The 12,212-nt window shown below is 49.9% G+C and carries 13 protein-coding genes; 5 read left to right on the top strand and 8 right to left on the bottom strand.

Annotated features, from left to right (window positions below):
- Nucleotides 1-64: 64 nt before the first annotated feature.
- The 4 genes from RVY89_RS17365 to RVY89_RS17350 form a co-directional block, all read right to left on the bottom strand.
- Entirely contained in the window at nucleotides 65-376 is a 312-nt protein-coding gene (locus RVY89_RS17365; RefSeq protein WP_484826003.1) for a hypothetical protein, read from the bottom strand.
- 328 nt (nucleotides 377-704) lie between these two features.
- On the bottom strand, nucleotides 705-1,208 hold the full coding sequence (locus tag RVY89_RS17360) for a hypothetical protein (protein ID WP_484826002.1): 504 nt from the start codon (nucleotides 1,206-1,208) through the stop codon (nucleotides 705-707).
- Nucleotides 1,205-1,933 carry a helix-turn-helix transcriptional regulator gene (locus tag RVY89_RS17355; RefSeq protein ID WP_473330169.1) on the bottom strand — a complete coding sequence of 243 codons (729 nt, stop codon included), beginning with the start codon at nucleotides 1,931-1,933 and terminating at the stop codon, nucleotides 1,205-1,207. Before RVY89_RS17355 ends, RVY89_RS17360 begins: the two co-directional genes overlap by 4 nt.
- Nucleotides 1,934-2,382: 449 nt before the next feature.
- Nucleotides 2,383-3,267, bottom strand: a complete 885-nt coding sequence (locus RVY89_RS17350) for a GTPase family protein (RefSeq protein WP_484826001.1) — start codon at nucleotides 3,265-3,267, stop codon at nucleotides 2,383-2,385.
- Nucleotides 3,268-3,840: 573 nt separating this feature from the next.
- Between RVY89_RS17350 and RVY89_RS17345 the strand changes: the two genes are divergently transcribed.
- Nucleotides 3,841-4,470: an inovirus Gp2 family protein gene (locus tag RVY89_RS17345; protein WP_484826000.1), complete on the top strand. Its 630-nt coding sequence runs from the start codon at nucleotides 3,841-3,843 to the stop codon at nucleotides 4,468-4,470.
- Nucleotides 4,471-4,591: 121 nt separating this feature from the next.
- Nucleotides 4,592-4,804: a helix-turn-helix transcriptional regulator gene (locus RVY89_RS17340; protein WP_484825999.1), complete on the top strand. Its 213-nt coding sequence runs from the start codon at nucleotides 4,592-4,594 to the stop codon at nucleotides 4,802-4,804.
- Nucleotides 4,805-5,169: 365 nt separating this feature from the next.
- On the opposite strand, the gene RVY89_RS17335 is transcribed toward RVY89_RS17340, so the two are convergent.
- The gene (locus RVY89_RS17335) at nucleotides 5,170-6,735 is read right to left on the bottom strand and encodes a YfjI family protein (protein ID WP_484825998.1); all 1,566 of its coding nucleotides are present in this window, start codon (nucleotides 6,733-6,735) and stop codon (nucleotides 5,170-5,172) included.
- Nucleotides 6,736-6,993: 258 nt separating this feature from the next.
- Here RVY89_RS17335 and RVY89_RS17330 point away from each other — a divergent pair, with 258 nt between their 5' ends.
- Together RVY89_RS17330 and RVY89_RS17325 are read left to right on the top strand one after the other, a co-directional pair.
- Nucleotides 6,994-7,605 carry a DUF3296 domain-containing protein gene (locus RVY89_RS17330; RefSeq protein WP_484825997.1) on the top strand — a complete coding sequence of 204 codons (612 nt, stop codon included), beginning with the start codon at nucleotides 6,994-6,996 and terminating at the stop codon, nucleotides 7,603-7,605.
- A 102-nt stretch (nucleotides 7,606-7,707) separates the two neighbouring features.
- Nucleotides 7,708-8,175: a DUF2913 family protein gene (locus tag RVY89_RS17325; RefSeq protein WP_484825996.1), complete on the top strand. Its 468-nt coding sequence runs from the start codon at nucleotides 7,708-7,710 to the stop codon at nucleotides 8,173-8,175.
- 144 nt (nucleotides 8,176-8,319) lie between these two features.
- On the opposite strand, the gene tnpC is transcribed toward RVY89_RS17325, so the two are convergent.
- The 3 genes from tnpC to tnpA are packed head-to-tail and all read right to left on the bottom strand — an operon-like array spanning nucleotide 8,320 to nucleotide 10,926.
- Nucleotides 8,320-9,954, bottom strand: a complete 1,635-nt coding sequence (gene tnpC / locus RVY89_RS17320; RefSeq protein ID WP_484825539.1) for an IS66 family transposase — start codon at nucleotides 9,952-9,954, stop codon at nucleotides 8,320-8,322.
- Nucleotides 9,955-9,973: 19 nt separating this feature from the next.
- On the bottom strand, nucleotides 9,974-10,321 hold the full coding sequence (gene tnpB, locus RVY89_RS17315) for an IS66 family insertion sequence element accessory protein TnpB (protein ID WP_484825540.1): 348 nt from the start codon (nucleotides 10,319-10,321) through the stop codon (nucleotides 9,974-9,976).
- Nucleotides 10,318-10,926 (bottom strand): IS66-like element accessory protein TnpA, encoded by a 609-nt coding sequence (tnpA, locus tag RVY89_RS17310; protein ID WP_484825541.1) that lies wholly within the window; start codon nucleotides 10,924-10,926, stop codon nucleotides 10,318-10,320. Before tnpA ends, tnpB begins: the two co-directional genes overlap by 4 nt.
- Before the next feature lie 773 nt (nucleotides 10,927-11,699).
- Here tnpA and tssB point away from each other — a divergent pair.
- The gene (gene tssB, locus RVY89_RS17305) at nucleotides 11,700-12,200 is read left to right on the top strand and encodes a type VI secretion system contractile sheath small subunit (RefSeq protein ID WP_484825995.1); all 501 of its coding nucleotides are present in this window, start codon (nucleotides 11,700-11,702) and stop codon (nucleotides 12,198-12,200) included.
- The last annotated feature ends 12 nt before the right edge of the window (nucleotides 12,201-12,212 follow it).

Genomic DNA, 12,212 nt, shown 5'->3' with positions numbered 1-12,212 from the left:
GAAAGATATTTAAAATTATTACCATTCTTGTATGGTATTAAGTTGGGTTTATTTGCGGAAGGCACTACATCAGCTGTTTCCCAACCATCATGAGACCGGCAAGCCAGCCGATACACTGAGGACCTGCAAGCCAGAACAGCCGGGCTTTTAACAGGCCACCCATTCCGCCGGTGGTATAGATGCTGTCCGGCATCAGCCACTGGCGCAGGAACGCGCCGATGGTCATACCGGCTCCCGGGCCAAGCGTCATCCAGAACAGATATCCCATCCCCTGCCCGAAACTGCGGATTTTGCCCGTATTCCCGAAGACGTTAAACAGGACAACCACAAGCGCGATGCCGAATGCAATCGCGAAATATTTAATCACTAGCGTCATTCTGTTCGGTCCTTATTTTCTGCACTGCTGAGCGGCGTTCAGCATGTTGTCCATAAAACGCGGGGGTACATAGCCGTACTGCTGGTTCATTTTCTCGAGTTCCCCGTGGGTATATTTCGTTTTCAGCTCATCCCACATACAGCCGCAGACCGCGGTGGTCCCGCCACCGGACTTACAACCCCGGATAAACTCTCGTTCTTGTCACCACAGCCGCTCAGGGCCAGCGCTGACAGCAGCGTGACGGGCAGTAATACGCTCCTGGAAGCCATCGTCATTTTTAATTGCTTATTAATCATTGTGTGAATATCCATACGTAAGACATTTTTGCTCAGAGGCTGTCCGAATCCGCCACGCCTTCCTGTTCAAGTGCATGGCTGATGTTGTTCACCACCGTACCCGGGTCGAGCCGGATTTCCGCCAGATGCTTACCCGTCCCAGGTGTTCCCTTGTAAACATCCAGGGACGCGAACGGTCTGCCTTCATCGTTTGTTCCGGCAGATACCTGGTACGAGGTGTCGCCGTTCCGGACGGTGAATTCCTGCAGACTGATTACCTGATTGCTCTGGTATGCGTACATGGTGGTGTTTGCCGGTACGGTAATATCCATCTCCTTATGTTCTGCGCTGGTCCTGCCGAATGAGTACGATACCGACGGCGTGATAATGCAAATCTCGACTTCCTTTTTGTGGTTAACGGTCTGCGCATAGAAGACGGGCTTTCCGCAGCGCTGGTGGTGTGCCTGTATAAGCGCGTCGGGCGTAGCGGCATTTACGGCCGACAGCGATGCCAGCATCATTCCTGCGCTCAGCAGCAGGGCTGTACCGTGTTTCATGTTTTAACTCCTCTTGGGCTGGTGTGAGGTTCGGGAGGATGTTCCCGGAAGGTATGAATGACGTTGCTGATAAAGTGAAAATGCGGAAGAGCGTTGATGAAGTCCTCCATGGCGATAAGTGCGTTAGTCTCGTTGCGATGCCTGAAATACTGCTCTGAAAGCGAGACGGAGATAATCTCGTCAAGCGAGAAGACGTGAATGGATCCCTGACGGCAGGCCACCAGAAACCAGCATGCCTGTGAGAAAATCAGCCGGTAGGGCTCGAGGTGGTCGTGACGGATGCCCTTAACCAGCAGGCTGACCATCCGGTGGTGGTAAATCGCCTCAGCAAGCCGCTGAAAGCAGTCCGGGAGGATCCCCGCAGGCTGATGTACATGACCTATCAGACACGGAGATGTGCCGTTTTCATCCATCAGCAGCTGCATCAGCTGGCGGCTCTGTGAGGGGATAAGGCGGGCTATTCCGGTGTTTCGGGCGAAGGCCAGCGCACCCGGAGTATGATCGCGCATCGGGTTCGTCCGTAGCCGCCAGCAGCCGTTATCGCCGGTCAGATCCAGATGAAGCAGACGCTGAGAAAAATCCCGACGCAGGGTGCGTTCAGATACGCCAAATTCACCAGACAGCGCTTTCAGTGAAAGAGATTCACCGGCAAGAAGCCGGCTGATAATAACTGACAGCCTGAGGGCCAGCCTGTCGTGTCGGTGCGCAGAGTCCGTCGCGCGCATATACCCTCCGTGAATGGAAAATACTGAGTTAACTCATGCGGTTATTATGCAGGATAGGGTGGACAGGTTATGACCAGTGATGAGAGCGAGCGGCAGAAAAGATGAAAAATTTTTCCCACGTTAACTGACTGAATATACGTGGATAATTTCACATTGTTCAGTGAGTGAGCTGCAGGTGGTCGTACCCTGTCATGAAGCAGGTCAGCAGGAGGCGTTGCCAGGGCGGAAGGAGGATGCAGTATGGCGTTGTATAAATCGCTCACTCAGTAAACGCAGTAGGAGGCGAAACAGAAAGATGAGAGCCCAACGGATGCTGTGGATCTCTTTAACCGGCCAGCCTGCGCGCCGGCAGTAATCCAGGATCCGGGTTATTGCCTGTCTTCGAATATAGCGCAGTAGCATGCGTAACAGGGGCCATGTCAGCTTTGTGATTATCATTTTCTACCTCCTCAAAAAAGTAAGTGCCACAGTGCAGAAGCGGCATTCACAATGCCGTCGCGGATTGTTCCCAGTGCTTCACGGACCGGCTTTGGCAGCGGAATAGCGTCCACTATCCGGCTGAACAATTCACCCAGCAGATCGCCAAAATCCTGTCGGGCGGTACTCTCTGCCTCCGCAGTCCGGTGTTCTTCCCTGACCTGACGAAACACGCCGCTGCTGGCTTCCGGTGGCAGGGCAAATATCATGGTTTCAACCAGACGGGCCAGGTTGTAGCCGGTTTTTGCCGACACCGCATGCACCGGATAAGGACAGGAGAACTGCCGTGAGATGGCTGCGCTTCGGGCGGTCAGCGTCAGCAACTGGCCGGTGGAGGGCTGACGCGCTTCTCTGTCCCATTCCAGCGAGGGTTCCGCCTTGTCGGCCTGGTTAATGACGAAGACAATGCTGCCTGGTGAGACACCGCACTTGAGCAGGAACCGGTGAAACACCTCATCGGTGGCACAGGCCCGGTCATCCGCTTTCATCACCCAGAGGATAAGATCCAGCGTCGGTAGCTGCTCCTTATACAGCTGCCGGTATTCACGGTCATAGTCCAGAGATTCGCCTGCACCGGGCAAATCGACCAGCGTCATGCGGCGCCCGCCGATATCGAGCGTGAAGCGAAGCGGTTCGCGGGTACAACCCTGGACATCGCTGACCGGACTAAGGGGCTGCTGAAAGAGGGCATTGCAGAGCGAACTTTTGCCACTCCCTGTTTTACCCATGATGCCGATGACTGGCTCATAATGGATATGCTGGCGGATGCGGTTCAGTATTGTGCGGGAGAGTGTTTCGGGCAGGAGAGAAAGCTGTTGCTTCAGGGCATCAAGGCCCTGCTCGGTTTTATCGGACACATTAACCTCCATGAGTGAAATAATAAAACGTCAGAATTTCTGCTGCCGTTCTCACCCTGGTAATATAGGTCTGAAATTTTTTTGAATGTAATTTTTGAGGGAGACGAACTGTTTCTGTTGAAAGGACAGTTTAGAGTATGACAGAGCAGAGGTAACAGACCAGTTTTTATGCTGGGTATTATATGTGACAGGAGTGCTAACTTGAGAGTAAAAACAAGTAGTTATCTGATGTGAAAATACGGTTTTTAAGCATTTCCTTCTTCTATTGTATTTTCTTATAAAAATACGTTAATGCTTGTCGGGTTGGTAATATATTAATATAGGTACACTTGTTGATGTTTGTATGATTATATCCATAAGTGTATCAGACAGAGTAACGGTTATATGAGCAATTCCAGATAACAAACCAATTCAAAAAATATGTTCAATCAACATGACTATACCTGTCGTGGTACTACTAACACACATTCGTACTTAATCACTCCCCGATCTTACTCTGCAGAACAGAAAGTAATTTATTACTGACTGTGTATATCCTATTGAACAAACTCACTAACACAAGGTAATTTTCTCATGAGCATTAATACCAACAGCTACGGCACATTAAACCAGAACTACGTTAAGCGTATTCAGGATACTATCACTAAAGCCCTGAATGACTATCCCCGTGTAATGGTCCTGAGGGTAGATCTTCGTTTGCCTGAGATTGAAACAGGCTCATATAAGCACGACTCAGGTATAGTCACCCGTTTTATTGTTTCCCTCAAAGCTCAGATTGAAGCTGACTTACTGAAAAAATGTCAAGCAGGTAAACGGATTCACCCTTGTCGTGTCCGTCATATCTGGGTAAGGGAATTTAATGAGTACGGTAAAAAGCATTATCACGTGGCCTTGCTCTTTAATCGTGAAGTGTATGCTTATCCAGGCAGCTATACCAGCACGGACGGAGAATACACTCACAATCTGGCCCTGATGATTATGGAGGCCTGGGTACGGGCTCTGGGACTGAATACTGTGGTTAATCATCAGCAATATTATCCCCTGGTAGAGTTTCCTGCCAGTTGTTACTACCACCTGAGTAAAAACCATAATGACTTTACTGCCCAGTTATCAAATGTCACTGACAGGCTTAACTATCTGGCCAAGGACTACAGCAAAGATAATTCAGACAGCCAGCGTAACTTTGGCTGCAGTCAGTACTGATTAAATCATAAGTATTTTTCTACTGGCGAAAGGAATGTTATGGCGGAGTACCAGGTCAACGATAAATCAATCATTCCTGGCACTCCTGTCTTTCATTCCCTTAAGACAGAGAGAAATTGTCATGACAGATACAACAGTTCGCAGCCTGCTCAGTGATAAGATGGTCGATATGGCCTTCATTACGGAATTTACCGGGTGCAGTGACAAGTGGTTTTATAAATTAATTCAGGAGGGTTTATTTCCAAAGCCCATTAAACTGGGGCGTAGTTCTCGCTGGCTGAAGAGTGAGGTTGAAAACTGGATTGAGAAACGTATTACGGATTCGCGTGGCTAAACCTGAACAATATTATGTTTCTGGTTGAATTTAATCTCTGTAGTTTAGCTTACGCCTCACAATCGAAAGTGTGGCCGTCTGGAATGGGGCTGGAGTACCTCGTACCATGCAATGCGACTGTTTAATTAACAGCCTATTTTGGCTGTAGATTCACTTTTTTGGCTGCTTCTTCTGCTACAGTAGCAATCAAAGCCACCAATTATTTATAATTCTTTCTGATTGTGGTCGTTAAATGACCGCCTGTTGTCTGGGGGTATGGACAGAATGCAACCTTCATTCGAAGGTGTTCATGTTTTCGAACATTTATTGTTATCCTTCATGGATAAAATCATTATGACACATTTGGCTCAGGAAATGGCTGTGGTTTACGGACTTCCATTCATGCCATTTCGCGACTGAACCACTATGAAACTGGCGTTAAAACCATAACCTTGCGGGAGGTTGAAATTACCGTTGGGAAGATGAAGTGTGACGTAAAGGGCACTGTGAGAATACATCTGAATTACAGCAAAGTTCCCCTGACTGATTAACTGGTTTAATACAGGGGTTAGTTTTTCTGCTCGTCTGAGGCGATGCGGACCGTACTTTTCCAGGTCATTTTTTAAAATGGCACAACCGTTATTTTGTCTTATTCTGTTCATAATCCATGCCTGTAATTCACGTACATCCTGTTCGAGCTGATAACGCTCTGACATGGGGTAAAATAACTGGCTGGCCTGATTCAGGTACCAGTCCATAATGCGAATGGCACAGTCGAGTGGATTTGAATTAATTGTCTCTGTGTTTTCATCGTAGAAATAGGCCAGCAGCGCTGCAATTCTGAGCGTATTAGCACTTGCTTTTGACGCAATATCCCTGATGTGTTCCCACTCGTGACCTGGCGATATTTTTCTTTCTGTTTCTGTACGGTTAGCCTCCCAGAGGGTCAGCGCGTCATCCGACAGTGCTAACTGTTTTTTGCAGGCTGTTGGATCGTTTAGCTGAATTCTGTTCAGTTCCAGGAGCTCCTCAATGCGCTGATGGAAAATATTCAAATCATGTTCTGCATCTATTTTTTTATGTATAGCCTGACGGGAGCCAATGGAACTCTCAACCCATGCAAAAAGAAAACGGGACATAAATCCGCTGGCTCGCGCCGATACACCGTGTTTTTTTATGTAATCCATAAAAACACCCGGCTGGGACATTAGCGAAAATGTCAGTCGTGGTGTTATCTGATAAATATCACCATCAGCCCGGCGAAAATCAAACATCTCACCATCCCAGGCTTTGTTCAGTAGTCCCGGGTTATTTTTAAGATAACCTTTGAAAAAGGTAATCGCTTCATCAGAAATAACCCCGGCTTCAGGGCATTCACTGAGGCCTTCAACGAGTGCCTTAAGAGACGTATCTTCATAAATAAAATTCGGTCGGGCAGGGCGCAGCGGCTCATTCCGGGCGTGTTTGTTAATCTCGGCCTCTTCAAATTCACCGGGGTAGTTCTTTTTTATGGCCTGCCTGAGATTGCTCTCAAGTGCCTGCTGACGAATGTTCCAGAGTTTATGTTTTCGCTTATAGTCGACAAGCTGCTGCTCGTATTGCTGAATGCGTTCTGCTGCAAAGGCGTAACAGGGTTTCATGACCTGCTTGTTAATCGTTGTTTTTCCTTCACCCGATTCGGCGATGGTCATCAGGTAAAGTGAGCAGGGTTCTGGCATATTAGTATGGGGCTGAATCACTTCAACCAGTGACTGGCAGGTTAATGATATAGATGCCAGTACCACGTTGCCAATTAATTCTACCGGAATTTGCGAATTGTTATGTAATGCCTGGATGACATTCCTGAGGACCGGAGGAAAATCCTGTGCCGGGTAGGGAGGTCGTGCTTTTTTCACAGGACTGTATTGTAGCCCTGGCAGGCTGGCATTAAGCAGTTCGGGGGATAAATTCATCGTCCTTGTTCCTTCGTTATTCTGTCGTATGGCAACGTAATTCAGACAGCATAAAACAGAACCTGAAGATTATGGTAGCGTTTGTATTCCTGCCTGTTTGCTGAAACTGTTGCCGGAAAAATAGCATTCAGATTGTGTTACCGCCGCTGGCGCTTTGGCATTTGACAACGCTTGCTGGTTTTTGCGCCTGCGACAAGCCTCCCGTCTTTGAAAACCTTCCCGGACCTCACTCACCATCCATATGAAATGGTGCAGCTCATGCTGCAGGTTCCGGAATCAATAAATTCTCAATCCTCCCCCCTGCTATCGGGAAAATACTTTATGAATAAATATTCACCAGTTGCATCTGGCGGTAATACTGCTGATGCCGTGAACATTCGTGCATTTCTACAACAGGCCGTTGACCATTATCCGCAACTGGTGGCATTCAGCTTTACGCTGAAATTACCGCATCGTGAAACCATGAGCGAATACCGGTCATTGATTCTGCGTTTTCACACCGAAGCCTGGCAGCGGACCGGCGAATATTCGCGCCAGTGTCAGCAGGCACGCCGTCCTTCACCTCCCACAGTACTGCGCTGGATGTGGGAGTCTGTCAGTGCGCCAGAGTGTAAAATGGTGCTGTTGATGAATCTTGATACACTGGGAGTCTGGCGAGATGAGGTCGTGCAGCAGGAGATGAGCGGGATAGTCAGAGAGGCATGGCGCACGGTGACGGGTACTGATAGCAACGTCACCCGTATGGCGTCTTTCATTATCAGTCGCACAGGAAGGTGTTCATTTTCACAGCCATTCAGTCAGTTACAAGCCCGGGTGAATGAAATGGTCTCTCCCGTTATGACAGCCAGAACGGGTTTGGTTTGTCCGTGAAAGTAACTCTGTAAACAAAGGAGATGGCAGTTAATTCAGGTCTGAAAATACGCACTTTATCCCGGTCTTCCCCGATCTCTGCTGCGCCGATATCATTTCTGAATGAATAAAACTCACGATACCTTACCCCCGGAACAAACCGTCACAGTACTGGCACATTTTGCATGGTGCGCCCTTGTCGCCTTGCGCACCGCACAGCTGGATGGTCAGGCGTTGTCGCCACTCAGCACGCATGCATTTTTACTGCGCTGGCTTACTGTGGCATATAAGCAAAAACGGTTTCCGCGTGCAATCGCATCCGATATTGAGAGTCTGGTGGTGCTGGGGCGCCAGAAAGGTCCTGCCGCAAGCTTATCCAGTCATCTGGAATTTCTCTGGTCTTCGTGCAGCGGACCGGTGTCTGCTCAGCCAGATTTGTACCGTCTGACGTACGCAATTGAACAGCTTAAATCGCAGGGCTGGATCAATGCGGTGGTGAGTGACAGGGACTGGGACAATGAGGCGCTTCTGGTCCAGGAATACAGCGATACGGATGCACTGCTGGTAAGGAAGTCGGCACTGACCGGTTGAATTTCTGGTGACTGGCAACCTGTCAGCATGCACAGAGGTTTTTCAGGCCCGTGGCCTCCCGTCTGTCATGATGGCGTTGAACCGGATCGCATTACAACCTGAGCAATAGAACGTAAGCGCTCCGTCATGAACGTAGTGTAAGGGTTATTTTACGGAGGAGAGGTTCCAGGGCAGCAGCTCACCTACCCGGTTTGAAGGCCAGTCGTTGATCTTGTCTATAACCTCACGCAGCCAGCCTTCCGGCTCCACGCCGTTCAGTTTGCAGGTGCCGAGCAGGCTGTAGATGATTGCTGCGGCCTCACCACCGTTGTCAGAGCCGAAGAACAGATAATTTTTTCGGCCAACCGCCACTGAGCGCAGCGCGTTTTCCCCTATGTTATTGTCTATTTCCACCATACCATTGCGACAGTATTCGTTCAGCGCATCCCACTGTTTCAGCATGTACGTGAACGCCTTCGCCATCTCCGCGTGAACCGACAGCGTTTTCATCTGCTCCAGGACCCAGTCATGCAACGACTGCATCTGCGGTACCGTCCGCTCTTTTCTGGCTGTCAGTCGCTCACCTGGCGATAGCCCACGGATTTCGGCTTCGATAGCATACAACGCGGCTATGCGTTTCAGGGCTTCATTCGTCATGTCTGTCGGTCGCCGCACATGCTCGTCATGGATTTTTCGTCTGGCATGCGCCATGCACGCCGCTTCTCTGATGTGCCCGGACTCATACAGCGCGTCATACCCTCCGTATGCATCGGCCTGAAGTACGCCTCTGTACCCGGAGAGATGCCGCTGCGGGTGTTCCCCTTTCCGGTCCGCTGAGTACGAGAACCAGACCGCCGGTGGTTCTGCCGCCCCGGCGTTGCGGTCATCCCGGACGTAGACCCACAGCCGGCCGGTTCGCGTTTTACCCTTCCCCGGATCGAGCACCCTCACCGGCGTGTCATCAGTGTGCACCTTGCCCGCCTGCAGAACGTACTGGTTAAGAGCCTCGTACAGCGGACGAAGCCGGTTGGCCATCATCGCCACCCAGCGGACCATCGTGTTACGGCTCAGCGCCAGTCCATGACGGGCGTAGATTTCAGACTGTCGGTACAGCGGCGTATGCTCCACATATTTGCCGACCAGGATGCGGGTCAGCAGGCTGCTGCCCACACGACTGCCTTCTACTGGTTTAGCCGGGAGCGGTGCCTGGACGATAACGTCGCACCGGCTGCACGCCAGCTTCGGCCGGACCGTTTCGATAACTTTAAAGGCGGTGTTGATGATTTCCAGTTGCTCAGAGAGGGTTTCGCCCATCACCTTCAGTTCTCCACCACAGGACGGGCAGACGCTGTCCGCCGGCAGGAGGGTCTGCGTTTCCCGTGGCAGGTCGGCGGGGAGTGGTTTTCGGGAGGTGTTACGGGCGTTTCTTTCTGACGTCGTTCCTGGTGCTGTCACAGCATCTGCTGGCACATCGGGCGCTGGTTCGTTGTCGTTCAGGCAGTTTTTTGCCGCCTCCAGACGGGTCTCCAGCTCTGACAAGCGTTTCTCTGCCTGACGGATTTTGTTTTCCAGCTTATGGCGGCTCTTTTCTGAACTCTGACCGAACAGCATTCTCCGCAGTTTATCCAGCTGCGCTTTCAGGCGGCTGATTTCCAGTTCGTAGCCTGCGACCTGTCCCGTATACTGACGAAGCCGGGACTGCTGTTTTTTCATGACGGCATGTTGCTGCTGCAGGGCAGCCTGCTGCTCACGCAGCATGGCTTTTAGCTGTTCGATATCATCAGGGAGAGTGTCATCCATTTCCCTGTTTTATCACGCGTTATATCCGTATGCCAGGTCGTTCTGTTCGTTTTGGATGCTGCCACGATATACCCTCCAGCAGCATGGACAGTTGGGCGGGAGTCAGGTGAACCTTACCTTCCCGCGCGACCGGCCACACGAAGCGGCCCCGCTCCAGGCGTTTGGCGAAGAGACATAGCCCGTCGCGATCGGCCCACAGGATTTTTACCATCCTGCCACTGCGGCCACGGAACACGAAGATATGGCCGGAGAACGGGTCGTCTTTCAGCGTGTTCTGGATCTTTGAGGCAAGGCCGTTGAACCCACATCTCATATCCGTAATACCCGCGATGATCCAGATTCTGGTGCTGGCTGGCGGCATTATCACTGGGCACCGCCTTTCAGCTCGCTGAGCAACACACGTAACAACGCCGGTGTGACTGCGCCATGTAGTTTCAGCGTGCCGCCGGGTAACTCCACGGAGCACCGGAGTGTATCGTCGGGTAACGGCGTTGACAGGGACGCCGGTGCAACGGAAGGAGAGATGATACTCACCGGCACCAGTTCTGTTGATGGGTTATCCGCGCAGCGCAGTTTTTCCTGCTTATGCTGATGGCGCCAGTTAAACAGCAGGTTGTCATTAATACCGTGCTCCCGGGCCAGGCGTGCGACATTAGCATCGGGTTGCATTGACAGCTCGACGAGATGACGTTTGAACTCAGGAGCATAATTCGGTCGCCGGCGTTTTTCAGGCATATTAGCGGGAGGGGATTGTTTATATTGCTGGTTTTTCCCGGGGTAGAGAAGCTGTTCAAGTTGCTCCGGAGATATGTCAGCAGGGATGGGCCAACTCAGAGCTGAACGGGTAAAGCGGTCAAAAAGGCTGTGCAGGGTGGTTCTGGGAACATCGACTTTCCTACGTATCTGTTCCAGCTTAACTTTTTTATCAAATCGAAGCTGCAGCGCTTCATTTATCCACGTCCGCTCATTCATGTTCAGTGTCCATTATCCGAAAAAATAGTGGACATTATCGTTACCAGGATGAATCAGTTTATCCAGACGTCGGGGACGGTGCGCTTACAATAGAACAAATATTCTCAACGCATTAGTCAGTCTGATCACTGTCCATTTCCTGAACTGCAGGTGTTCAGGCCGTGCTTACTTCCGGTATTGAGGCATGTGTAAAGGGTCGTCGTGACATTTCTTTTCTTCTGACGACAACAAATAAGCCTCGTTTAAATGAAAAATAAGAAATGATGAAAACCTGAAAATGACGTCAATTTTTCACATGCTCAGTCACGTCCTGCTTCTCATTTTTGATAAAAGTACAAAATCAGATATTTCACGTAATTGGTGGTATTTTGCACAAGTTTACTCCCTAAGCTAAATTGATCATTTGCTGCACACCCTTATCCCATAAGGCTTGAAGGGGTTATGCAAGAAAATTCTTATAAATCAGAAAGATGATCTTTAATTGTTAAAAACTGAAAGTGTAAAATATCGTTACATTTTTCTGTTTCCTGTCTGGCAGGGAACGTTCCTACACTCCGGCTATTGGGTTTTATCCGAAATTTTTCATTTCAGACAAATGCTCAAAAATACAGTGTTGGCATGCTGGTGGATGGAATGCGCCCGCTTTTTAGTTCCGGAATTTTTATTTACGTCGGATGACGCGAACCGGAAAGTTGTTCTGGCAGGGTAATTTTTTCTTATTTATTTCTCACTGGCATTGACCGTTTCTATTACTCCATAGAACAGGGACAGCCATGTCTAACTCTTCCTTTCAGTCCGAAATCCCTAAAGCACGTATTAATCTCAAACTCGATTTGCATAAGGGTGGAGCGAGCAAGAAAACGGAGCTCCCCCTGAAATTACTCGTGGCAGGTGACTTTAGTCATGGCCAGGAGTCTGCCCCCCTGTCTGAGCGCAAAAAAGTTAACCTGAATAAAAATAACTTCGATTCTGTTCTTTCCGAATATTCCCCAAAAGTCAGTCTGACAGTTAAAAACACGCTGGCTGATGACGGCAGCGAAGACAACATCAGCCTGACCTTCCGGAGCATGAAAGATTTCACCCCGGAGCAGGTCTCCCGACAAATCCCTCAGCTGAAGGCAATGCTTTCCATGCGCAATCTGCTTCGCGATTTAAAAGCGAACCTGCTGGACAATCAGGCTTTCCGAAAGGAGCTGGAAAAAATTCTGCTCGACCCTGCGTTAAGTGCAGAACTCCGGGCCGAACTTTCAGCCCTGGCGCCTAAGCAGCCATAACGGTCACGATGA

Source organism: Enterobacter sp. 3U4 (assembly GCF_057224565.1).
This window is presented reverse-complemented; position numbering and strand designations above follow the sequence as displayed.

Excerpts from the sequence above, each read along its gene's own strand:
- RVY89_RS17365 (WP_484826003.1), bottom strand. The coding sequence starts at position 376 with ATGACGCTAGTGATTAAATATTTCGCGATTGCATTCGGCATCGCGCTT.
- RVY89_RS17360 (WP_484826002.1), bottom strand. The coding sequence starts at position 1,208 with ATGAAACACGGTACAGCCCTGCTGCTGAGCGCAGGAATGATGCTGGCA.
- RVY89_RS17355 (WP_473330169.1), bottom strand. The coding sequence starts at position 1,933 with ATGCGCGCGACGGACTCTGCGCACCGACACGACAGGCTGGCCCTCAGG.
- RVY89_RS17345 (WP_484826000.1), top strand. The coding sequence starts at position 3,841 with ATGAGCATTAATACCAACAGCTACGGCACATTAAACCAGAACTACGTT.
- RVY89_RS17340 (WP_484825999.1), top strand. The coding sequence starts at position 4,592 with ATGACAGATACAACAGTTCGCAGCCTGCTCAGTGATAAGATGGTCGAT.
- RVY89_RS17335 (WP_484825998.1), bottom strand. The coding sequence starts at position 6,735 with ATGAATTTATCCCCCGAACTGCTTAATGCCAGCCTGCCAGGGCTACAA.
- RVY89_RS17330 (WP_484825997.1), top strand. The coding sequence starts at position 6,994 with ATGCTGCAGGTTCCGGAATCAATAAATTCTCAATCCTCCCCCCTGCTA.
- RVY89_RS17325 (WP_484825996.1), top strand. The coding sequence starts at position 7,708 with ATGAATAAAACTCACGATACCTTACCCCCGGAACAAACCGTCACAGTA.
- tnpC (WP_484825539.1), bottom strand. The coding sequence starts at position 9,954 with ATGGATGACACTCTCCCTGATGATATCGAACAGCTAAAAGCCATGCTG.
- tnpA (WP_484825541.1), bottom strand. The coding sequence starts at position 10,926 with ATGAATGAGCGGACGTGGATAAATGAAGCGCTGCAGCTTCGATTTGAT.
- tssB (WP_484825995.1), top strand. The coding sequence starts at position 11,700 with ATGTCTAACTCTTCCTTTCAGTCCGAAATCCCTAAAGCACGTATTAAT.